Genomic DNA, 23237 nt, shown 5'->3' with positions numbered 1-23237 from the left:
GGGTATTGTGGAAACTAAACACTGCATCACATGAAAAACACCTACTATCTAATCGTTGCGACTATCCTCGCACTACTGTTCTTTGGCCAAAAGAGTTATGCCCAAGACATCATCATCAAAAACGACAAAGAGGAAATCAAAGCCAAGGTACTCGAGATTGAAGCCTCGGCGATCAAGTACAAACTCTTTGCGCATCTGGATGGACCGATTTACAACCTGGCGAAAAAGGAGATCTTTATGATTATTTATGCCAACGGCAAAAGGGAATTGTTCGATTCTCAAACCGCGGCAAATACCCCTCGTAAAGAAACGACGCCCACGGTGCCCGACGCACCCAAAACCACAACAGCCAAGCCTTCCACTACGGTGAATACCAAGCCCAGTCTGACAGCTGCCGACGAGGTATCGCTTAGTTTTTGGACCATCGCTACAGACATTAAAGGCCTGAGTGAAGGCGGGTTTAACGCCACCTTGCTCTTTGAAGGGACCACCAATATAAAAAATACGGCAAACTACTTCCGAATCGGTTACTCCATTAGTATGGCTGGCGATACCGGATGGACATCGATGGGTTTTCTGGCGCACCTTACACCACACTTGTCCATCAATCGAATGATGCACCAATACGACAAGCAAAATGTCGGCTTCTTTCCCTATGTGCGCCTAGGTCTGGGCGGTGGCTATACCGATTTACGGTACGACAACTACACCGATACGACTTGGGAATTTCTACATCAAATAGCTCTGGGTACCGATTATATATTTTCAAACAAATTTGCCATCACAGTCTATACCGATCAGTTTAAAACCTTTTCCACGGGCTTGTCTTTTAAATTTTAACCCCGGCCAAACGCCTCATCACCCAGAAACAGCCTATATAGGGTTACGCCTAACTGGTGTAACTGCGCCCGAACTTGTCCCTAGCCAAAGCCGATGTCCGAGAAGACGACAAGGGACCTATATAGGCTTCCTATTAAACTTCGGTTAATTAGCTTATCAAATGCTGATTTTCTCTTAATCTAAGCTATCATGAACCATTTTTCAAAATCGTTCTGCCTCATAAGCCTACTGTGTTTTAGTTGGACAAGCTGCCAGAAAGACGAGGGCGAAGAGCAAATCAGCCTTTTTTTGCTTATTCGCGGATTTGCTTATGCGCGTATGCGCCAGTTTATGTAAAGTATCGCAATTTCCGAATTAAAAAAGCAGGCATCTTAAAATTTACCACAACTCCAAGCGAATCAGCCTTTTGTTGCTTATGCGCGGATTTGCTTATGCGCGGATGCGCCAGTTTATGTAAAGTATCGCAATTTCCGAATTAAAAAAGCAGGCATCTTAAAATTTACCACAACTCCAAGCGAATCAGCCTTTTTTTGCTTATTCGCGGATTTGCTTATTCGCGTATGCGCCAGTTTATGTAAAGTATCGCAGTTTCCGAATTAAAAAAGTAGGCATTTAGAATTCAACACAACCCAAAGCGAATCAGCCTTTTTTTGCTTATTCGCGGATTTGCTTATGCGCGTATGCGCCAGTTTATGTAAAGTAAGGCAGTTTCCGAATTAAAAAAGTAGGCATTTAGAATTCAACACAACCCAAAGCGAATCAGCCTTTTGTTGTTTATTCGCGGATTTGCTTATTCGCGTATGCGCCAGTTTATGTAAAGTAAGGCAGTTTCCGAATTAAAAAAGTAGGCATTTTCAAATTTACCACAACTCCAAGCGAATCAGCCTTTTGTTGCTTATTCGCGGATTTGCTTATGCGCGTATGCGCCAGTTTATGTAAAGTATCGCAGTTTCCGAATTAAAAAAGCAGGCATTTAGAATTCACCACAACCCAAAGCGAATCAGCCTTTTGTTGTTTATTCGCGGATTTGCTTATTCGCGTATGCGCCAGTTTATGTAAAGTATCGCAGTTTCCGAATTAAAAAAGCAGGCATTTAAAACTCACCACAACCCAAAGCGCATCCGCGAATCCGCGAATGGACGAATCAGCCTTTTTTTGCTTATTCGCCAGTTTACGTAAAGTAAGGCAGTTTCCGAATTAAAAAAGCAGGCATCTTAAAATTTACCACAACTCCAAGCGAATCAGCCTTTTGTTGCTTATTCGCGGATTTGCTTATGCGCGAATGCGCCAGTTTATGTAAAGTATCGCAGTTTCCGAATTAAAAAAGTAGGCATTTTAAAATTTACCACAACTTCAAGCGAATCAGCGAATCTGCAAATCAACGAATCTGCTTGTTTTCTAATAGAAAAGAACCTAAAATACAAAGAGGCTGTCCTTTGGAGACAGCCTCTTTGTTGATAACTATGTTTTACCGTCTAGAAGCTAGACTTAAATTGTTCTAAAAAGCGTACGTCATTTTCGTAAAACATGCGGATATCGCTTATTTGATACAGCAACATCGCCATGCGTTCGATACCCATTCCAAAGGCAAAACCATTGTATTCGTTGGGATCGATATTACAGTTCTTTAAAACGTTTGGATCGACCATTCCACAGCCCATAATCTCCAACCAGCCCGTTCCCTTTGTAATGCGGTAATCGGTTTCGGTTTTCAATCCCCAATAGATATCTACCTCCGCGCTGGGCTCGGTAAAGGGAAAATAAGACGGGCGCAAACGAATCTTCGACTTGCCAAACATCTCTTTGGTAAAGTACAAGAGCGTCTGTTTTAAATCGGCAAAGGAAACGTTTTTGTCGATATACAAACCTTCCACTTGATGGAAGATACAATGTGATCGCGACGATATGGCTTCGTTTCTAAAAACGCGTCCTGGAGAAATCGTTCTCAAAGGCGGTTTAAACTCATCCATATACCGCACTTGTACCGACGAGGTATGCGTTCTCAATTGCATTTCCGGATTGGTCTGTACAAAGAAGGTATCCTGCATATCGCGCGCCGGATGGTATTCCGGAAAGTTCAAAGCGGTAAAGTTGTGCCAATCGTCTTCGATTTCCGGTCCTTCAGAAACATTAAAACCAATATTGGAGAAAATGTCGATAACCTGATTTTTAACCAGGGAAATCGGATGTCTCGACCCCAAAATAATCGGGCTACCCGGACGGGTTAAATCGCCGTAAATTCCCTGTGAATCCTCTTTGGACTCCAAGGCATCTTGAATAGATTTTACTTTATCCTCAATGGTAGTTTTTAATAAATTTATCGCTTGTCCGAATGCTTTTTTCTGATCATTAGGCACCGTTTTAAACTCGTTAAACAAGTCATTTAGGATTCCCTTTTTAGAGATAAATTTAATTCGAAAAGATTCAAGCGTTTCTTTGTTATCGGTAGAAAAGCTCTGGGCCTCTCCAATAAACTCTTTTATTTTATCAATCATTTTAAGTCAAGTAAAACGCAAATTTACGTCTTTTAAATTATACTGAAAATTATAAGCTTTAAAAAATAATTATTAATTCGTTATCCTACTCGATAATTCCCCTTTCGAGAAAATACGACACTATGGCTTCTTTCATCAATACGGATTGTTCGCCTGCTTTTAATGCGGGCAATTGCTCGCGCACGGTGTAATGCGGCCAACCGTCTTCATCAAAGCGCTCAAACTCGTAATACCCATAGGGTTCCAACAAGCGGCAGATGGCAATGTGCATCAAATTTAATTTTTCATCTTTTTTGTATTTTTGATTCGGTTTCCCGAGTTCCTGTACGCCGATCAGGTAAATGATCGCGTCTAAATCTAATATATCGCCTTCCGCGAAACGGGTGGATAAAAAGTTTACCACCAATTCCCATCGGGCTTTTAACTGTTCGTCTCTAGCCATAATTCTGTTGAATATTTTACAAAGATACTACTTCCATCTAAAACGAATTTATAATATCTTCGCCTCAAATAGAGAAAAGGATGATATTGATAGATTTACTTTGTTTAGTGGGTTTGGTTTACGGTTTTTACAAGGGTTTTTCCGATGGCCTTTGGGTGTCTATCGCCTCTTTTATCTCGTTGTTAGTCGGTCTTATTGGCGCGATTAAATTCTCCACAATCGTCAAGGACTTTTTGGGTTGGGACACCAAAATGCTTCCACTAATCGCGTTTATACTGACTTTTTTGTTGGTTATAGTCTTGGTTCACCTCTTGGCAAAAACGCTAACACAACTCACTAAAGCCGTATTTCTCGGCGGTTTAAACCGCCTCTTTGGCGGAGTGTTTCAGCTGTTAAAATCGCTGCTGATTGCCTGTATATTGATGACGCTCTTCTTAAAAGTGAACTACAACAACTTTATGGCCGCTCCAGAAACCCTGGACAAATCGTATTTGTACGCCGTAAACAAAAGCGTTTCCAAACACGTATTGCCCCGAGTATTTGCCCTTTTTGACACCCTATTCGAACAGAGTATGGACGAGATTACCAAATAAACTGCCCGAATCCTTAGCGATTAAATAAAGTGACTCCAACCATAATACCCTCTTTGGATATTCCGTGCTGTAGGCTGCGCACATAATCCAAGCGCAGACCTCGAAACTTGCCGATTCCGATATTTGAAAAGCCCGCCGTAAATTCTTGATAAGGCTTGCGGTCGGTAGTGATGGCATTGTGGTAGCCCAACACCAAATTCCATTGCAACAAATCCAATAGTGGTATCTTATTCATGATATAGCCTTTAAAGTTGTGCTCGAGATGCAGCTCTACAAATTCCTTGTTGGTGCTCCACTCATAATACGGCATTATGTTAAAGGTCGAAAGGCGATTACCCCCCAAATTGAGGTGGGTTTGGTTGCCATTGAAGTGGTAATAATCCATAAAAGCAATATCGTCGGCTCCAAAGAACTTACCGGCTTTTACCTGGTAACTGAAATCGCCCTTGTTGTTCACCGCGATTTCTTGCGCCAGTTGGGCCGTTACCAAATCGTATTGATAACCGCTTTCGGTAGCGCCAAAGGCCTTTTCGTATTTCAGCGACAAAACGGGGTATCGATTGCTGGGGATATTAATCCTTTGATGGGGTTGCGAAATATATCGCTGTCCGAAATTAAACGCTCCACCGACGGTGGCTTTAAACAAACGGTGGGTATCAAAACCCGCATAGCTGTAGTCTGTAGGGTCCAAAGGATTGTTTGACGTATAGTCGGCACTGCGATTAAAAATCACGTAGTCCGTATTGTTGTACAGGGGTTTGCGCTTGGCATATTCCAATCCCGCATCGATAAAAATCCCGTTGTATACCTCTTGGCTGTACTCGGCCTTGACAAACTCCTTGTTGTACAGCTTCATATAGTTGTCTTTAAACAGCAAACTGCTCGCCGTATTGACCCATTTGGAAATCGGCGGGCTCGCGTTAAACTGCTCGGCACTACTTCCTCCGGTTAAGCTTATTTTCTTGCGGTCAATCGCGTTGAACTGGTGCGCTATCGCTCCTACTACGCGCAAGCGATCTTCGGCAAAACCGTAATTAAACACCGCTGCAACCGCAGTTGTCGATCCCTTTTCTTTATTGGTTTTTTTAAATCGCAGCGAATTGCCGAACTGCCATCCTTGTACGGTATTAAAACCCGCCTCGCCAATTTCTACGAGTCCTCCGTACTGCAAGGTATACGACTTAGGCGTATTGGTATAGGTATAACCGCTGAGTAATTTTCCCAATCCAAAGCGGTTGCTACTGCGGTCCAAGCTGTCGATATAAACCGCTGAGTTTTTGAGCAATTGTACGCTGTCTTTGACGTGGTAATCCTTGACTTCCTCTTCAGTCAGGGGAATTTGACGGTGCTCTTGCCAGTATTCGGCCGCTACTTTGTTTGAAGCGGCATCGTAAGTAATCATTTCCTCGGTAAAGGTCTTTGCCTCGAAGTGGTCGACAAATTCGTAGTTGCTAAAGACATAGGAAAATTTTGCCTGTAGCTTCACCCCCAACATCCCCCCTGTAAAATCGATGGACTGCACGGTCTTAATCCAAGCGTTTAAAGGTGCTTGGTAGCTGTAATTCTGCACCAAGGCCAGTTTGTCTATTAGCGGCTCCTGCATGCGGTAGCCCAATACGTCAAACTCAATACCGTAAATCGCCCAGCTGTCTTCAACGATATAAATCGCGCCTTCAAAAACCGGTTCCTTATCGCGCTTGGGTATCACCCGGATTTTGTTGATCAGGTGCTTTCCGTCCATAAAAGTCCCTTCGAGTTGAAACTTATAGTAATTAAAGGCGTTGTTGGCCAAGGGTGAAACCATCTTGACATCGATGCTCTTATTCAAGTTGATCGCCTCGTCGTAAAAATCGTAAAAGGATTCTCGGGCAGTGTTAAAGCTATAGCCGCTGTCGTTACCGCTTATTTTGGATGCGACAATGCGCTCTTTAATCTTATCCGGTTTTTGATAGGCAATTTTAGAAACGGTTTCCGAGAGGTAAATCACGCTCGGATTGAGCGAGTCTACCTTGCTGATTTCCTGATTCCCCATGCTCACACCAACGAGTTTGGGCAGTTTAAGAATTTTTAAATTCCCTTTGGAGTAAAAATCTACGGTAAATTTAGAAGTGTTTTTCGAATTGGCCTTTTTACTCTTGATCGCATTGCGCATAATTCCATCGGCGATATTTTCCCCCACCTTAATCACGATGTCGTTCATCATAAATTCCTCTTCGACCATGGTAATATTCAAAACCATTACCCCCGCTTTTACCGCCATTGGCATGCGCTGGGTCTTGTAGCCCAAATACTGAAAATTCAAATACAGCGTTTCGCCTTCTTTTTTGGGATACAATTCGTATTCCCCCTTTTCGTTGGAAGAGGTACCCCGAGAGGTGTTTTCGATCGTAATACTCGCGTAAACGATCGGCTGGCCTTTTTCATCGGTAATTTTACCTTTGATTTGAGCAAAAGAAAGCAATCCAAACAGCGACAACAACAAAGTAATAGTGAATTTCATAGGGTATACGGCTATATTTTGCACTAAATATAAAAGATTATTCACCCATAGCGGATGGTCTTAACTTAAATTTATTAAAAAATATCGACACGGCAAAATATTCTTGACGCACTCCGGTAAACGCTACGGCACTATCTTATCCCTTACTGTGCGAAACAGGGGGGTTGCGCCCCGCTAAGAAAGGCTGAGCAGCTTTTTTTCGACGACAAAACTCTTTTGCAACAGCAAGTACGACAGCAGCAAGCGCACAAACAGCGCCATACCCAAAAAAGCGCTTAGATATACCCCGGCGTTAAAGTCAAAAAACGCCTCCATTGATCGGTTCCACAACAGGGTGGTGAGCAGCAAATAGACATTTAAAGCCAAATTTCCCTTTAGCTTTCTCTTGACATATTCGTTGAAAACCGTCTTTTGACGGGATTTAAAAAGCTGCGAAATGATGCGTTCTAAAATAAAAAAGTTCCCGAGTACCAGCACTATAGCCCCCACTCCTATATGTTGCTTCTCGATGTCGAAACCGTATACTAAGGAAAATGCCAAGACGACTGCCGCGAGGAGTATCGCGAAATACTGAAAATCCAATCGGATCCACAAGCGCGAAACCAGTTCGGGCGTGTTTTTGTAGGTGCCCAGCTTTTTGTGCTGCAAATCGTAGTGCCACCGTTTTAAAACCGTCTTTAGCGCCAGGTCAAAACTCAAATCCTCCACATCCATCAGTACCTCCGTCTCGGAAGCGATATGGTCTAAGATTTCCATTCGCATATCATCGTAGGTCAGACGATAGCGCAGCACGAGTATTTCCTCTACCACAGCCAATTGTTTCGCATCCAAGGTGTTCATCTTAAGTCAGTTTTAAATTTACAATCGATTGCATATTCTTGATAAAATTGTCCAATTCCTCCAGGAGATGTTTGGTTTCCACGAGTCCGTTGGCGGTCAATTTGTAGTATTTGCGCACTCTGCCGTCGACGCGTACCAGCTCTACATCCAGAAAACCCTCCGATTCCAATTTGTGTAGCGCCGGATAGAGGGCGCCCTCGGTCAGATTCATTTCTCCGGCGGTGATTTCCTTGACTTTCTGCGTAATTTCATAACCGTACATCTTGCCGTTTTGTTCCAATAATCGCATGATTATCGCATTCAAACTCCCCTTGTACAATTGCTGTTGTTTTTTCATTGGTAGCGTTTTATCACGATAAAGGTACACAAAATAAGCATACCTCTAAATGAGAGGTATGGTTTTTTAGGTAGAAACTAACAATTATCATGAATTTAACTCGTTTTGGTTTCGTATTTTTGCGAGCAGTAAACTCATAAACCATGTCAAGATTCCATTTGTTAACTATCAAGGAGGTTCGAAGAGAAACGCCCAATTCGGTATCGGTACTCTTTGACGTGCCCGAAAGTTTAAAGCCCGATTATACCTTTAAAGCCGGTCAGTATGTCAACATCAAATACCACTTTGACGGCAAGGAAATCCGCAGAGCGTATTCGATTTGTGCCACGCCCAAAAGCGGCGAATTACGAGTTGCTATAAAAAAGGTAGAAAGCGGTGCCTTTTCCACCTTTGCCAATACGGAATTAAAAGCGGGAAACACCCTAGAGGTGGGCACACCTGAGGGTCGTTTTATCTTGGAACCCCAAGCTACGGCGCAAAACAACTATGCGGCATTTGTAGCGGGAAGCGGTATTACTCCGGTGATGTCTATAATACAAACCGTTTTAGAAGAAGAGCCCAACAGCAGTTTTGTGTTGATTTACGGCAATAAAAAAGTAGCGGAAACCATCTTTCACGATGCGCTTCATCAATTGCAACAAAAATACATCAACCGCTTTTTCGTCCACTTCGTCTACTCCAAAGAGCGCGAAGCGGAATCGCTATTTGGGCGCATTGAAAAATCGGTAGTGAATTTTGTCATCAACAACAAACACAAGGAAAAGACCTTTGAACGGTTTTTCTTATGCGGTCCTGAGGAGATGATCGACACGGTGAGTGCCGTTTTAAAGGAGCGCAATATTCCGGAAAAGAAAATTTTGTTTGAAATTTTCACACCCAACAACGACGGAGCCAAACCCATCGATGCCGAGGGGAATGCCCGCGTTACGGTATTGGTCGATGACGAGGAAACCACCTTTGAAATGTCGCGTAAAAACATCTTGCTCGACGCCTTGCTAAAAGAAGGCATCGATGCGCCTTATTCCTGTCAAGGCGGTATTTGCAGTTCGTGTATGTGTCGCATCCAAAAGGGAACGGCCATCATGCAAAAAAACTCCATACTGACCGACAGCGAAATCCAGGAAGGACTCATTTTGTCCTGCCAAGCCATAGTGACTTCAGACGAGATTTACATCGATTTTGACGACGTTTAAAACCGTGCTATCACATAAGAGCTCCTTTTAGGAGCTCTTCAACTTTACGCCAACTTTATGCCAAGTCCCCACGGGACTCTTTCTATGGCAGTTCCCCTTTAGATACCCTTTCACTTGGCCAAGCGCCTTTTAACCAAGACTAGCAGCCAAAACTTGGTATTTCTTTAACAAAAAAATGGTTTTTTTTTACCTCATTAACATGGCGATTATCACTAATTTAGTAGATAGATGAGTGGCGTGGAGCTTTTTAAAAAGCGCTACTTCCACCCAGCTGCTTTAAAACAAATCGATATGAATAAACTTAAAATCAAACTGAGCGCCTTAGACCAATCGGCGCTTTCGGGTCGCGATAAAACATTTAGCCAAGCCCTAGCCGAAACCACTGCTTTGGCCAAGCGCGCCGACGAACTGGGATTTACGCGTTTTTGGGTATCGGAACACCACAATGCAAAATCGGTGGCCAGTACGGCTCCGGAAATCTTTGTGGCTCATATAGCGAGCCACACTCAAAACATACGCGTAGGCGCTGGCGGCATTATGCTGCCCAACCACAGTGCGCTAAAAGTAGCCGAAAGTTTTAAAACGCTCGAGGCCCTCTATCCCAATCGAATCGACTTGGGTCTGGGTCGAGCACCGGGAACCGACCGTTTGACCGCCACAATTCTCAATCCCGCCACCAACTTTTCCGAATCGGAATTCTTACAACAGATGCACGACTTGGAACACTACTTGGCCGATAGCGATCAGGAGAATAGCGTTTTTGAAAAGGTCAAAGCCTATCCCTTGACGCCCTATACCCCGGAACGCTGGTTGCTTTCGTCCAGTGGCGATAGCGCCCAATTGGCCGCAAGAATGGGATTGCCCTTAGCCTATGCGCACTTTATCACACCCAATCTCGGCAAGGAAATCGTCGCCTTGTACAAAGCCCTTTTTGTGCCCTCTCAAGCGCTGCCCACACCCAAAACAAGTCTGGCACTCTTTACTTTTTGCAGTGAAGACCCAAGCTTGGTACAGCAGCAACAAGCCTTGTTGGATTACCGATTTATACTCTCGGAACGCGGTCTTTTTAAAGAAAAACCGGTTTCATTTGCCGATATTAAGGACGAAAAATACACCCCGCACGAGCAAAATGTTATTCGCATCAACCGAGAGCGAGCGATATACGACACCCCTGCAAACATGAAAAAGCGCTTGGACGATCTCATCCTTACTGCCGGTATAGACGAATTGATGCTCGTTACCTATGGCGATCAGTTGAGCGAGCGACAAACCTCTATGGAGCTGATTGCCGCTATGTACGACATTCGATAAACAAGCGGACTTCTCGCTTTGTACCGGGCTGTATTCGCCCGTTATTGGGCGCGCACAAAAAACAGGACGAGAAGCGATTCGGACGTATTCCCTTGGAGCAATCGTTCGTATCGATTAAGTCGGAAAGGGGAAGCGCCTGGACCCTATTGCTTATCGGAAAACCACGAATTAATCTAAACGGCGTCCGGTTTGAACTGGACGCTGTTTTTATTCCAACAATTTTTCAAGGCGGTGGTTTACGCCTTCAAAGTCAAACGCCTTATACACGCGGTCGAATTCCGTTTTGATTGCGTCATTCATCAAGTTGCCCATGCTGCCTTGGTGGCTGTGGCTGATTTCTTTGTCCGGTTGATAAGTACCCGATTCTATACGGCACCCGATGTTTTTATAGGCTTCTCTAAACGGCACGCCGGCTAACACTTGTTTGTTGACCACCTCAACGCTGAATATGTGGTCGTATTTGGCATCGTCTAGAATTCCCGGATTGACCTCTATATGGGCCAACATCAAATCCAAGATATCCAAGCACTCTTTTAACGACCCAAAGGCGGGAAACAGGTTTTCTTTGAGCAGCTGCAGATCTCGGTGGTAACCCGAGGGCAGGTTGGTGGTCATCAAGGCGATTTCATGGGGTAGGGATTGGATTTTGTTGCAGCGCGCACGCACCAATTCCAAAACATCGGGATTTTTTTTATGGGGCATAATGCTCGAACCGGTGGTCAGTTGATCGGGAAAGCGTATAAAGCCCATGTTCTGACTCATATACCAACAGGCATCCATGGAGAATTTGGCCAAAGTAGCGGCAATAGCACTCAGTCCTTGTGCGAGTACACGCTCGGTTTTTCCCCTTCCCATCTGGGCGTAAACCACATTGTAGTTCAGGCTGTCAAAGCCGAGTAAGTCGGTGGTCAACTGTCTGTCGAGCGGAAAGGACGAACCGTAGCCGGCCGCGGATCCCAAGGGGTTTTTGTTGGTCACTTTCCAAGCGGCCAATACCATTTCCAAATCGTCGACCAGGCTCTCGGCATAGGCGCCAAACCACAGTCCAAAAGACGAGGGCATCGCCATTTGAAAATGGGTGTATCCCGGCATCAAAACCGATTTGTGCTGCTCGCTTAAATGCTGAAAACGCTCGAAGAGCACTCGGGTTTTTTCGACAATTTGCTGAATTTCAAAGCGAAAATACAGCTTTAAATCCACCAGAACCTGATCGTTTCTCGAACGTCCGCTGTGGATTTTCTTTCCCGCTTCACCTATGCGCTGAGTCAGCAGCCATTCGATTTGGGAGTGGATGTCTTCCACCTCAGCTTCGATGACGAAGCTTCCCGCTTGAATTTCGCTATAAATCTGTTTTAGTGCGCTTTGAATCTCGAGGAGCTCGGCTGCGGTGAGCAAACCGATTTGTTCCAGCATCTGGGTATGTGCCAAAGAGCCCAATACGTCAAAAGCGGCTAAGTTCCTATCCAATTCACGGTCTTTACCTACCGTAAAAGCATTGACCATACTGTTTACGCTACTGCTTTTTTGCCAAAGTTTCATCTTTTTTTCCTTTAAACGATTTGTTGTATGATGTTGATATAGTCGGCAATTCCCCCCTGGATTTCTTCCAGGTAAATGAATTCATCTGCCGTATGCGAACGGGCCGAGTCGCCGGGTCCCATCTTGAGCGATGGAATGCGCAACAGCGCCTGATCGCTAGTCGTAGGCGAACCATATTTGGTTTTGCCCAAAGCGATTCCCGCCTGTACTATAGGGTGGTTTACATCGATCGAAGAAGGCTTGAGCCTTGTTGAGCGCACCTTGACCTCCGAGCTTACGAAGTGCTGAATCAATTCCAACAACTCCTCATTGGTATAGACTTCGGTAACCCGTACATCCACCACGAAATCGCATACCGAGGGCACTACGTTGTGCTGACTCCCCGCCTGAATCATGGTCACGCTCATTTTTACCGCGCCAAACAACTCGGATACGCGGGCAAATTGATAGCTGTTGAACCAATGAATATCCGCCAGAGCTTTGTATATCGCATTCTCGCCTTCCCCTCGGGCGGCATGACCGGATTTTCCGTGTGCGCGGCAATCCAGCACCATCAATCCGCGCTCGGCTATGGCCAATTGCAGCTGAGTCGGTTCGCCCACTATGGCAAAGTCCAGCTTGCCCAATAGGGGCAAAATGCGCTCCAAGCCATCATGACCCGAAATTTCTTCTTCGGCCGTTGCCGCCAAACACAAATTGTATTTCAAATCGGTTTGCTCGTAAAAAAAGACAAAGGCCGCGATCAACGACACCAAACAGCCTCCGGCATCGTTGCTGCCCAAACCGTACAACTTGCCGTCGGCAATTTCGGGCGTAAAAGGATCTTTCGTATAATCGCCATTGGGGCGTACCGTATCGTGGTGGGAGTTTAACAGTATCGTGGGTTTACTCGCGTCGAAATGCTTGTTAAATGCCCATACATTGTGCAGTAGGCGTTCGGTTTTTATGCCTTTGCCGTTCAAGTGCTTTTCGATAATCGCAGCGGTTTGCGCTTCCTCTTTGCTAAAGGAAGGCGTAGCGATTAACTGTTGTAACAATGCTATGCTTTCATCAAACAGGGTATGTATCATGAGTAATAATGTATAAAGGTTCCTGAATCGGGATTTAATAAATCGCCGCTATTTTTTATATTTACCGAGCAAACGCCCTGTTTGGACGCTGCCCATGCGCTATCCAATTTGGGTATCATCCCCTTGGAAAGGACTCCCCGAGCTAGCAATTGCGGCTTAGCTGCCCAATACACCGCGGGAATGACCGAATCCTCGTCGTTTAGGTCGCTTAAAACGCCTTTTTTCTCCAAGCAGTAAATCAGGGAAACCGCATAGGATTGCGACAGCGCTATGGCCAAAGCCGCAGCAATGTCGTCGGCATTGGTATTCAACAACTGCCCTTGACCGTTGTGGGTAATGGCAGAAATTACCGGACAAAGTCCCATTTCCAGAAACTGTTCGAGTCGATTTATCCCTACGGAGTTGGGGGTTAGGTCGCCCACCCATCCGAAATCAACCGGCTTCGTCGGTCTTTTTTGCGTTTGCAATATGTTGGCATCGGCACCGCTAAGCCCCAAAGCATCGCAGTGATGGGCTTGTAAACCCGCTACCAAATTCTTGTTGAGATAACCGGCGTAAACCATAGTCGCCAATTTTAAAGAAGCGGCATCCGTAACTCTTCGCCCGTCGATCAACTGCGGCTCTATACCCATTTTTACCGCCATTTGGCTCACTGAGGTACCGCCTCCATGAACGAGTAACTTTTCGCCCGGAAGCTGTGCAAACAGGGAGACAAATTCCGAAAAGGCCGCCATGTCGTCCAAGACTTGTCCGCCTATTTTTACCAGGGTTAATGCTTTCATAAATCGGTTTTTAAATCGGTTAATAGGCGTTTTAATACCACCTGAGCCGACCACACGCGATTGGCTGCTTGGGCAATTACGAGCGAGTCGGAACTATCCAATATATCCGAGGCCAACTCCAAATCGCGACGTACTGGCAAACAGTGCATCACCTTGGCCTGGTTGGTAATCTTCAACTGCTGCTGATCGAGCATCCACGCCTCCTTTACGGGTAGTATACCGCCGTAGTCGTCATAGCTCGACCAGTTTTTTACATAGACAAAGTCGGCGCCTTCTAAGGCTTCGCGTTGATCGGTTGTTTGCTTGGCGCCCGTTGTAAAGGACTCTGCAAGTCGATAGCCCTCGGGATGGGCAATCACAAAATCGACTAAGCCCTCCTTTTTCGCCTGACACATCCATTCGGAAAACGAATTGGCCACCGCCTGGGGCAAGGGTTTGACATGTGGCGCCCAGCTCAAGACCACCTTGGGTTTGACACCGGGTTTCTGGTGTTCCAGGATTGTGATGACATCTGCCAAGCTCTGCAACGGATGTAGGGTGGCGCTCTCCAAGCTCACCAAGGGCTTGCGGCTGTAGTCTCTAAATTTTTTAAACAACCACTCGCTGTAATCCTGCTCTCGATCCTGTAAGCCCGGAAAAGAACGCAGTCCCAACACATCACAATAAGTACCCATGACCGCTGCTGCCTCACGAATGTGCTCCACACTGCTGCCATTCATCACTACGCCGTCTTGGGTTTCCAAGGCCCAACCGTCTTGATTTAAATTCATCATCATCACTTGCATGCCCAATTGCAGAGCGGCTTTCTGCGTACTCATACGCGTACGCAAACTCGGATTGAGGAATACCAGGCCCAGGGTTTTGCGCCTTCCCAAATCCTCGTGGGCAAACGGATTCGCTTTTAATTCCAAGGCTTCTTTGACGATGGCGCTGATGGAATCGATATCTCTTACGGAAAAAAATTGTTTCATTATAAAGGTTTATTGAGGGTTCTGTGGAGAAGGCGTTACGGCAGTTCTCCAGGGCGATGTCGGTTTAATACTGCTGCAATCGTTTGGAAAAACAGGTCAAAAAACGGTCGGCATCGGCATGGGTCAAATTCAAAGCGGGCAACAATCGAATGACGGAGGCACCGGCAGTACCGGTAAAAATGCGGTCTTTGATCAGCAGCTCTTGTTGAAGCTTGCCCAGTTCAGGAGGCAGTTCAATACCGATCATCAATCCCCTTCCCCTCACCTCTTTGATCGGAGCCATATTGCGCAATTCGCCCATCAGATAGTTGCCCAACTGCTGGGCGTGGGCGATTAATTGCTCCTGTTCGATTACTTCCAAAACCGCTAAAGCGGCAGCACAGGCCAAGTGGTTTCCGCCAAAGGTGGTTCCGAGCTGCCCGTGCCAGGGTTTGATTTTGGGGGTAATCGCCAAGGCACCGATCGGAAAACCGTTGCCCATTCCCTTGGCCATGGTGTAAATATCTGCTTCAACACCGGCCTGATCCACGGCAAAAAAAGACCCGGTACGCCCGTAACCCGACTGTACCTCATCGGCTATAAACACCGCGTTATAAACCTGGGTCAAATGGCGTATCTTTTGCAGAAAAGCCGCGGTGGCAACCTGAATTCCGCCAACGCCTTGTACGCCTTCTACAATGACTGCCGCAACGGTTTCTCCACTTTCCTCAAAGGTTTTTTCCAAGGCTTCCACATCGTTAAACGGCAAAAAAGTCACTTCCGAACCGCTGTTAATGGCCGCGCTGATCTTGGGGTTATCCGTCACCGCCACCGCTAGAGAAGTACGACCGTGAAAGGCCCCTTTAAAGGCGATAATTCGCTTTCTTCCGTTGTAAAACGAGGCCAGTTTTAAGGCGTTCTCGTTGGCTTCGGCACCGGAATTGCACAAAAACAACTGGTGGTTGGTCTTGTTGCACAAGCCGGATAATTTTTGAGCGAGTTGATCCTGTAAGGGGATCGCCACCGAATTGGAATAAAACCCGATTTGCTGCAATTGTGCCGTTAGTTTTTGAACGTAATGCGGATGGGTATGCCCGATGGAAATCACGGCATGTCCGCCATACAAATCCAAATAGCTGTTTCCGTCTTGATCAAATACACGAGAACCGAGTCCACGCGTAATTTCGATCGGATTTAAAGGGTATACATCGAATAGTTTCATCATAATTGAATTTAAAATGCAAGGGGTTTTAAACGCAGACCCGCGGTTTCGTCTAAACCAAAAAGCAGATTCATGTTTTGTACGGCTTGTCCGCTGGCTCCTTTTAGCAGGTTGTCTATGGCGGCGATCACGACCAAATCATCGCCTTTTTTCTCGAGATATATCAAGGCTTTATTGGTGTTGACCACTTGTTTTAGGTCTATAGCAGTCGGGGACAAATGGGTAAAGGGATGCGTTTTATAATAATCGGCATAGCGCTTTCGCAATTCCTTTTCCGACAATTCAGTCTTGGTGTTTAGCACGACGAAAATTCCGCGGGCAAATGAGCCCCGCTGCGGAATAAAGGAGATCTCTTGATCAAACCCCGCCTGCACAGCGCGCAAACTCTGCTGTATTTCCGCTAAGTGTTGATGTTCCAACGCCTTGTAAACCGACAGGTTATTCGCGCGCCAACTGTGCTGTGTCGTTGCACTCCATCGCTGTCCGGCACCGGTCGAACCCGTCGTCGCCGAGATGTGAATCGGATTCTTAAGCGATTCCTGCTGCGCCAAGGGCAACAAGGCCAGTTGTATGGCCGTCGCAAAACAGCCGGGATTTGCGATGTGCTGGGCGCCTTGAATTTCCTTGCGGTACAATTCCGGCAAGCCGTATACAAAGTCTTCTCCGCTGGCTTTTAATCTAAAGTCCTGACTTAGGTCGATGATTTTGACCTGTGCGCCGATGGGGTTCGCCTCTAAAAAAACTTGAGACTCGCCGTGGCCCAAACACAGGAACAACAGATCGATTTGATCGGATAGCCCTTCGGAAAAACGCAAATGGGTATCGCCAAAAAGATCGGTATGCACTTCGGATACGGCTTTATTCGCTTGGCTTCTACTGTGTACAAACACGAGGTTTACCATCGGATGAAAAATCAATATGCGCAACAACTCCCCTCCGGTAAAACCCGCTCCGCCAACTATACCCACTTGAATCTTATTCATTGTCTACTGTTTTTTGGTTTAACATTTGCCAGATTTTCATTTGGTTTCCCAGTATCTTGGAAAACCCTTTAACGTCTTGGCCGCTCCACCCCTCATTGACTTCGCCGTAATGCGCGAGTTGGCTAGACATCAAATCAAACGGCGATTCGATGCCGAGTACAACAAAGCGGTAGGGGTGCAATTCGACGAAAACCTCTCCGGTTACCGACTGTTGGCTGCTGCTTAAAAACGCTTCCAGGTCGCGCATAATGGGGTCGTGAAACTGTCCTTCATGCAGGTTATTGCCGTAAAAGGCGGCCAACTGCTCCTTCCAACTCAGCTGCCATTTGGTTAGGGTATGCTTTTCTAGGGTGTGGTGTGCTTTGATGAGTATCAGCGGTGCTGCGGCTTCAAAACCCACTCTACCCTTGATGCCAATAATGGTATCTCCCACGTGAATATCCCTGCCGATACCAAAGGGCTGTGCCAGTTCTTGCAGCTGCTGTATCAGGGATACCGGCGTCATACGCAGGCCGTTTAAGGCAACGGGTTCGCCCTTTTCAAAGCCGATACGGCATTGTTCTACGGCGGTTTTGGTCACGGCTGTGGGCCAGGCTTCTTCGGGTAAATAGGTGTTGGAGGTGAGGGTTTCCCTTCCTCCTACAGAGGTACCCCAGATTCCCTTATTGATCGAATAGGCGGCCTTTTCCGCATCGACTGGAAAGCCCTTTTGCGCCAAATAATCGATTTCTTCTTGTCTACTCAGCTTTAAATCGCGTATGGGGGTGATGATCTCGACCTCGGGGATCAGTATATTGAAAATCAAATCGAAACGCACTTGATCATTTCCCGCTCCTGTGCTGCCGTGGGCTATAGCGGTAGCACCTGTTTTTTTGGCGTGTTCGGCCAGGGCTGTTGCCTGACAAACGCGTTCTGCGCTAACCGATAAGGGGTAGGTATTGTTCTTTAAAACGTTGCCGTAGATCAAGTATTTGAGCGTATCGGCATAATAGGCCTCTGTAAGGTCTAGTGCAGTATGGCTACTCGCGCCCAAGGCATACGCCTTAGTTGCGATTGCCGCTAATTCCGCCGCGGTAAAACCTCCGGTATTCACGACTACGGTGTGCACCTCTAAGCCGAGCTCTTGAGATAAATATACCGCGCAAAAACTGGTATCCAGACCGCCACTAAAGGCTAAAACTACTTTTTTGTTCATGGTTTTGATGTGTTTGATTCGTGTGTATGCGTTGCTCGTTGATTCAAGTGGCTTATTTCTGCTTTAAAAAAGAGATTTTTTTATACAGCCGCTCCAATCGATTGGGCGCCTTGGCACTTTGGTCTATGCCTTGCCGCGGTTCCCGCTCTTGTGCTGCCGCAGTCCACAACAAAGCCGTACACAGGCAATTCTTTTTGTCTTTGCTTTGGAGGATGGGAAAATTGATACAGCTTTCGCATCCCTTCCAAAACGATTCGTCCTGCGTTAATTCGGAATAGGGAACGGGTTTATAACCCAGTTCAGAATTGATTTTCATCACGGCAAAGCCCGTGGTCAATCCAAAGATCTTTGCATTGGGATACTTTTCTCGAGAGAGTTCAAATATTTTGCGCTTGATTTCCTTGGCCAATCCCTCCTGTCTAAATATCGGGTTGACAATAAGGCCAGAATTGGCCACATAATTGCCGTGGCTCCAGGTTTCTATATAGCAAAATCCCGCCCAGGTACCGTCTTCATGCAGGGCGATAACCGCCTTGCCTTCAATCATTTTCTGGGCAATATACTCGGGAGATCGGCGGGCAATACCCGTGCCTCTTGCCTGTGCAGATGCCGCCATTTCTTCGCAAATTTGCAAAGCGTATTCTACTTGTGAGGCCTTTGCTTGCGCAACGGTAAACAGAGCTGTATTCATCTAAAAAAAGAATAAATCGCTAGAATAGAAGCCCCAAAACCAATAAAGGTCCAGCTGCTCTTTCTAAAAAATAAACAATAAGTGGGATAGATAAGGGCGAAAAATCACATGAAAGGGGATTTTTCTAATTTGCATCGGGAAATCTAAGACGATTATGCCCGCTGCCGCAGTGTCCGCGAAGTGGAAGAAATATTTAATACCATAGCAGTAGCCGCTACAACAGTGATGTTGCTCAGTGCGAAATTGCGATATGGGGTTTGTTTCTTCATAAGTATAACTCCTCAAGGGAAGTGCACAAAGTTTTGCAATAATTTTTTAATAAAACTAACTTTTTGTTGTTAAAAATTATTTAAGGCTTTTTACAAAACCCATAACACACTATATATCAACACACAACACTCGAGTTTTAAAGCGTTTTTTTTCGACAAGCCGATTAAAAAAAAGGGGATTATCGCTCCAATCAGGCTAGTCACGAGCGTATTAAAACCAAAAAAACAGGAGCGTGCTCCTGTTTTATCTTTAAAAAGGTGAGTCGAATTAACGAAACAACTCGCGTATTTCGTTGACGTCAAACGATTTTTTCTCGTCGTCTATAGAGATAATGCTCGAGGCTACTCGGGTCTTTTTGCGCTGCAGGGTCACGATTTTTTCTTCTATGGTATCCTTGCATATCATGCGATATGCCATAACGTTTTTGGTTTGTCCGATGCGGTAGCAACGGTCGATCGCCTGGTTTTCCACGGCGGGATTCCACCACGGATCCACGATAAATACATAGTCTGCCTCGGTCAGGTTAAGCCCTGTTCCTCCGGCTTTTAGACTGATCAGGAATACGCGTACATCCTCGTTGTTTTGAAAGTTCTCCACGTTTTCCTGGCGATTTCTCGTTTGTCCATCGAGGTATTCGTAGGTGATTTGTTCCTCTTCCAAGCGCGTTTTGACAATTTGCAGCATTTTGACAAACTGCGAAAAGACCAATATCTTGTGTTTTCCCGTTTTCTCCTTGATGTTTTCAATCAATATTTCGAGTTTGGCCGAATAGTTTCCGTAATCTTCTTCACTGTTAATCAAGGCGGTGGAATTGCAAATTTGGCGCAACTTTGTCAAGCCTTCCAACACGTACATCTGGGATTTTTCTATGCCGTTTTCATCGATTTTATTCAACAGATAATCGCGGTATTTGTTTTTAAACGAGTCGTAAACCTGGCGTTGTTCCTTGCCCATTTCACAGAAAATAACGCTTTCGGTTTTGTCGGGCAATTCCTTGGCCACTTGTTCTTTGGTTCTTCTCAGTATAAACGGCGAAATGATTTTATTCAACAATTGAGCGGTTTCCACGTTCTTATCCTTGTCGATATGATCGGAAAATTGGTTTCTAAAATGATTCATATTCCCCAATAAACCGGGGTTTAAGAAGTTGAGCTGTGCATACAGGTCGAAGGTATTGTTTTCGATAGGGGTACCGGTCAATACCAAGCGGTTGTTGGAATGCAGCAGTCGCACGGCTTTATAACGCTTGGAGTTGGGGTTTTTAATGGCCTGACTCTCGTCGAGTATGATGTAGTTAAACTTAAAGTCCTTTAGCGATGCGACATCGTTTAACAAGGAACCGTAGGTCGAAATGACCAAGTCGTACTTATCGAAATCCGCCCGGTGTTCCATGCGGTTGGTACCGGTAAAATTCAATGCCTTTAACGAGGGACAAAACTTGGCAATCTCACTGTTCCAGTTGAATACCAACGAGGTGGGTGCAATGATTAACGACGGCAGGGTGTTCTTGTCTTTTCGCTTTAAATACTCGAGAAAAGCAATCGTTTGTAGGGTTTTACCCAATCCCATATCATCGGCTAAGCAACCGCCAATTTGGTTTTTGTCCAAAAACGCCAGCCAATTGAGTCCGTGTTGTTGGTAGTCTCTTAGGGTGGCCTTAATCGTTTTAGGCACGGCTATGCTTTCGATGGATTCGATGTGTTGTAAGCGCTGTTTTTTGCGGTATAGTTCTTCTAAAAACGCGGGTTTGGTATGCATTTCCTCATAGAGCTCGTCGATGATTCCAAACTGGAAATTAGACAGCTGTATGCTGTTTTTCTTGAGCTCGCCCGCTTTGAAATAAATGGCGAATTTCTTCATCCATTCCTCGGGTAATACCCCCAGAGTTCCATCGCCCAACACCACGTAATTGCTGTTCTTAACAAAGGCCTTTTGCAGTTCTTTTAAATCGACTTGTTGGTCGCCAAAAGTGATTTTAATCTCCATGTCAAACCAGTCGATATCCGACTTTAAACTGATGGATATCGCGGGCTTGTGAATGTTAAATTTAAAGGAAGCCAATTGGTTGGCGCCGAAAACGGCGGCTCCTTGCTGCTTCATTCGATCGATGGCATGCAACATCCAATAGTTTTCAAAGAGCTGTTCGGGCTCTAGGTAATACGGCCCTTCTTGATCGGCAAAGGCCGGGTGTAAGGCCGTGAAATCCTCGCGGAAATTGTCTTCAAAAGCCTGGTCTCTTTCGCGATACGACAGCTTGCTGCTATCGGCGGCGTTCCAAAGCAACTCCGGGCTGTAAATGGGAATCAGTTGTTCGCCGTATTTTACCACCGGTTTAAAAGCGATATACTGTCCCCCCACATCGGTAATATACACTTGGCGCTCTAGGTATGCTGCCTCTACAGGCGTTTTCTCCCTTTTGAGTATAGTGGTTTGAATTTCGTAACGCTTAGACAGGGGTTGAATGATGTTTTTATAAACCTGATCCCAATCCTTTTTAAAGTAATTGGCTTCACCGTTTTCAGCATAGTGCTGTAAGGTGAGCGATAAATCGGCGCTGTCGATGGGATAGAGCTTATTTTCAATCTTGACCCAGGTCGGTGAAAGAATCACTTTAGTCGCCGTGATATTGTATTTTTTATCCTCGACTTCAATCATGGCCTTGAGGTTGTAAAACCAATCGCTCTCCGTCAATTTAAAGAACAGTTTTACGGGTTTTTCCTCTAGGCTAAGCGGTTCCAAATGCTTTCGAACCAAGGTGCGTCTGCTGTCGGAAGCATAGAGATAAGCCTCTTTTAAATCGGGAATAATCGTTTTTTGTAGGGCGATTACCCGACCCAATACCGCCAAATCCGAATCGAAAAAATACTCTTGTATCAACCGATTCAACTGCAGGGTCTTGATCAGTAGGTTTTGTGTTTTTTCCTGGGGAAAGTTCAGCCATATTTGGTCGATATCCAAGGCGTCTATCTTTTCAAAGGAAGAGGATATATCGGTTCGCGCCTTATTCATTTTTCCCGTTACGGGTATCAAGGCTTCAAATTCCTTTTTGCGCGCGATAAAGCAAAAGCCCAAACCGCGCTCGGTCACTTCCGAACTTCTAAAGGGAATCTGTGCTTGCAGCGCTGTCGCCTCATCCGCATAGAGCGATTCGCTCGCGGCTACGGCGGATTTTATATTTTTAAACTTCGAGCTGACCTTAAGTCCCTCGAGGGTCATTTCGTATTGAAAGATCGACTGATAGTCGTCGTTTAGCGTCAGGTTAAACGGGGCCAGGTGTTCGGCTATTTTGCGCTCTAAGTAATTCTTAGAAAAATAATCCGCTCCAAAGACGCGGATGATCTTTTTAAGGGCATTGATGCGGTGTTCGCACAGCTTATTGGCCAAACTGCAGCTGCATTCGGTGTGTAGCAAGGCCGTTTTGGGGTCGTAGCTAAATTGTTGGCGGTGCGACTGCCAACTCGATACTTGAGTGCTGATTTCCAAATCGGAAATCGCCATTATTTTAACGGTATAATACGAATCTCCGGGCGTAGCTACTTTGGCTATCGCCTCCCAATTCATCATGCCCTTGGGTAAACTCAATATGTTTTTATTGCTCCCCGCTTTGTCCGCGCCTGCTTTTCCATCGACCCGTAAGATATCCTTATTGGCTAAACCGCTTTTCAAATCGCGAATAACCGCGATGATGTGCTTGCATAAACCGTTGTATTCAAAGGGACAATTGCACGAAACATTGGCTATTTTTTCCCGCACCAATTCAATGCCTACAATATAGCGGTTCTCATAGGATCCTTTACAGCCAAACTCAAAGTAATCCTTGGTATGGGAAATCAATTCCGTCTCTAAAAAACGGGCGCGATCTCTCGATATGACTGTGCTATTATTCTTAACATAAGAATCAAAACTTTCTAAATTCATTTTTTTTATAACTATCTAATCGCTAAATCGCTCTAGCCATTAATCAGGTTAAACTGCTTTATTTAT

At 45.5% G+C, this 23237-nt stretch carries 18 protein-coding genes; 4 read left to right on the top strand and 14 right to left on the bottom strand.

The window, feature by feature from the left end:
* Window positions 1–30 precede the first annotated feature (30 nt).
* Window positions 31–840: a hypothetical protein gene (locus tag ACQZ43_RS04495; protein WP_430614749.1), complete on the top strand. Its 810-nt coding sequence runs from the start codon at window positions 31–33 to the stop codon at window positions 838–840.
* Window positions 841–2315: 1475 nt separating this feature from the next.
* On the opposite strand, the gene pheS is transcribed toward ACQZ43_RS04495, so the two are convergent.
* Together pheS and ACQZ43_RS04485 are read right to left on the bottom strand one after the other, a co-directional pair.
* Window positions 2316–3335: a phenylalanine--tRNA ligase subunit alpha gene (gene pheS / locus ACQZ43_RS04490; protein WP_430614748.1), complete on the bottom strand. Its 1020-nt coding sequence runs from the start codon at window positions 3333–3335 to the stop codon at window positions 2316–2318.
* Between the two features lie 85 nt (window positions 3336–3420).
* The gene (locus ACQZ43_RS04485; protein ID WP_430614747.1) at window positions 3421–3777 is read right to left on the bottom strand and encodes a hypothetical protein; all 357 of its coding nucleotides are present in this window, start codon (window positions 3775–3777) and stop codon (window positions 3421–3423) included.
* 80 nt (window positions 3778–3857) lie between these two features.
* Between ACQZ43_RS04485 and ACQZ43_RS04480 the strand changes: the two genes are divergently transcribed.
* Entirely contained in the window at window positions 3858–4370 is a 513-nt protein-coding gene (locus ACQZ43_RS04480) for a CvpA family protein (protein ID WP_430614746.1), read from the top strand.
* A gap of 13 nt (window positions 4371–4383) precedes the next feature.
* On the opposite strand, the gene ACQZ43_RS04475 is transcribed toward ACQZ43_RS04480, so the two are convergent.
* The 3 genes from ACQZ43_RS04475 to ACQZ43_RS04465 all read right to left on the bottom strand — a co-directional run bounded on the left by ACQZ43_RS04475 (window position 4384) and on the right by ACQZ43_RS04465 (window position 8047).
* On the bottom strand, window positions 4384–6870 hold the full coding sequence (locus ACQZ43_RS04475) for a DUF5686 and carboxypeptidase regulatory-like domain-containing protein (RefSeq protein WP_430614745.1): 2487 nt from the start codon (window positions 6868–6870) through the stop codon (window positions 4384–4386).
* A 174-nt stretch (window positions 6871–7044) separates the two neighbouring features.
* Entirely contained in the window at window positions 7045–7710 is a 666-nt protein-coding gene (locus ACQZ43_RS04470) for a hypothetical protein (RefSeq protein ID WP_430614744.1), read from the bottom strand.
* Window position 7711: 1 nt separating this feature from the next.
* A complete protein-coding gene (locus ACQZ43_RS04465; protein WP_430614743.1) occupies window positions 7712–8047 on the bottom strand; it encodes a PadR family transcriptional regulator in 336 nt (111 codons plus the stop codon).
* Window positions 8048–8190: 143 nt separating this feature from the next.
* On the opposite strand from ACQZ43_RS04465, the gene ACQZ43_RS04460 reads away from it, so the two are divergent.
* Window positions 8191–9240: a 2Fe-2S iron-sulfur cluster-binding protein gene (locus ACQZ43_RS04460; RefSeq protein ID WP_430614742.1), complete on the top strand. Its 1050-nt coding sequence runs from the start codon at window positions 8191–8193 to the stop codon at window positions 9238–9240.
* A gap of 291 nt (window positions 9241–9531) precedes the next feature.
* Window positions 9532–10551 (top strand): LLM class flavin-dependent oxidoreductase, encoded by a 1020-nt coding sequence (locus tag ACQZ43_RS04455; RefSeq protein ID WP_430614741.1) that lies wholly within the window; start codon window positions 9532–9534, stop codon window positions 10549–10551.
* A gap of 207 nt (window positions 10552–10758) precedes the next feature.
* On the opposite strand, the gene argH is transcribed toward ACQZ43_RS04455, so the two are convergent.
* The 9 genes from argH to ACQZ43_RS04410 form a co-directional block, all read right to left on the bottom strand.
* Window positions 10759–12090, bottom strand: a complete 1332-nt coding sequence (gene argH / locus ACQZ43_RS04450) for an argininosuccinate lyase (protein ID WP_430614740.1) — start codon at window positions 12088–12090, stop codon at window positions 10759–10761.
* 11 nt (window positions 12091–12101) lie between these two features.
* Window positions 12102–13160, bottom strand: a complete 1059-nt coding sequence (locus tag ACQZ43_RS04445) for a M20 family metallo-hydrolase (RefSeq protein ID WP_430614739.1) — start codon at window positions 13158–13160, stop codon at window positions 12102–12104.
* Window positions 13157–13942, bottom strand: a complete 786-nt coding sequence (argB, locus tag ACQZ43_RS04440) for an acetylglutamate kinase (protein ID WP_430614738.1) — start codon at window positions 13940–13942, stop codon at window positions 13157–13159. Before argB ends, ACQZ43_RS04445 begins: the two co-directional genes overlap by 4 nt.
* Window positions 13939–14913, bottom strand: a complete 975-nt coding sequence (locus tag ACQZ43_RS04435; RefSeq protein ID WP_430614737.1) for an acetylornithine carbamoyltransferase — start codon at window positions 14911–14913, stop codon at window positions 13939–13941. Before ACQZ43_RS04435 ends, argB begins: the two co-directional genes overlap by 4 nt.
* 64 nt (window positions 14914–14977) lie before the next feature.
* Window positions 14978–16117 (bottom strand): aspartate aminotransferase family protein, encoded by a 1140-nt coding sequence (locus ACQZ43_RS04430; protein ID WP_430614736.1) that lies wholly within the window; start codon window positions 16115–16117, stop codon window positions 14978–14980.
* 8 nt (window positions 16118–16125) lie between these two features.
* Entirely contained in the window at window positions 16126–17097 is a 972-nt protein-coding gene (gene argC, locus ACQZ43_RS04425; RefSeq protein WP_430614735.1) for an N-acetyl-gamma-glutamyl-phosphate reductase, read from the bottom strand.
* Complete coding sequence (gene argG, locus ACQZ43_RS04420) at window positions 17090–18292, bottom strand: argininosuccinate synthase (protein WP_430614734.1); 1203 nt, start codon at window positions 18290–18292, stop codon at window positions 17090–17092. Before argG ends, argC begins: the two co-directional genes overlap by 8 nt.
* 52 nt (window positions 18293–18344) lie before the next feature.
* Window positions 18345–18983, bottom strand: a complete 639-nt coding sequence (locus tag ACQZ43_RS04415) for a GNAT family N-acetyltransferase (protein WP_430614733.1) — start codon at window positions 18981–18983, stop codon at window positions 18345–18347.
* 537 nt (window positions 18984–19520) lie between these two features.
* Window positions 19521–23171, bottom strand: coding sequence for an SNF2-related protein (locus tag ACQZ43_RS04410; RefSeq protein WP_430614732.1), 3651 nt, complete (start codon window positions 23169–23171; stop codon window positions 19521–19523).
* Window positions 23172–23237 lie beyond the last annotated feature (66 nt).

This window comes from Flavobacterium sp. JP2137 (assembly GCF_050562195.1).
Taxonomy (GTDB): domain Bacteria; phylum Bacteroidota; class Bacteroidia; order Flavobacteriales; family Flavobacteriaceae; genus Flavobacterium.
Note: the sequence above shows the minus strand (reverse complement) of the source record. Positions and strands in the feature narration are given on the sequence as shown.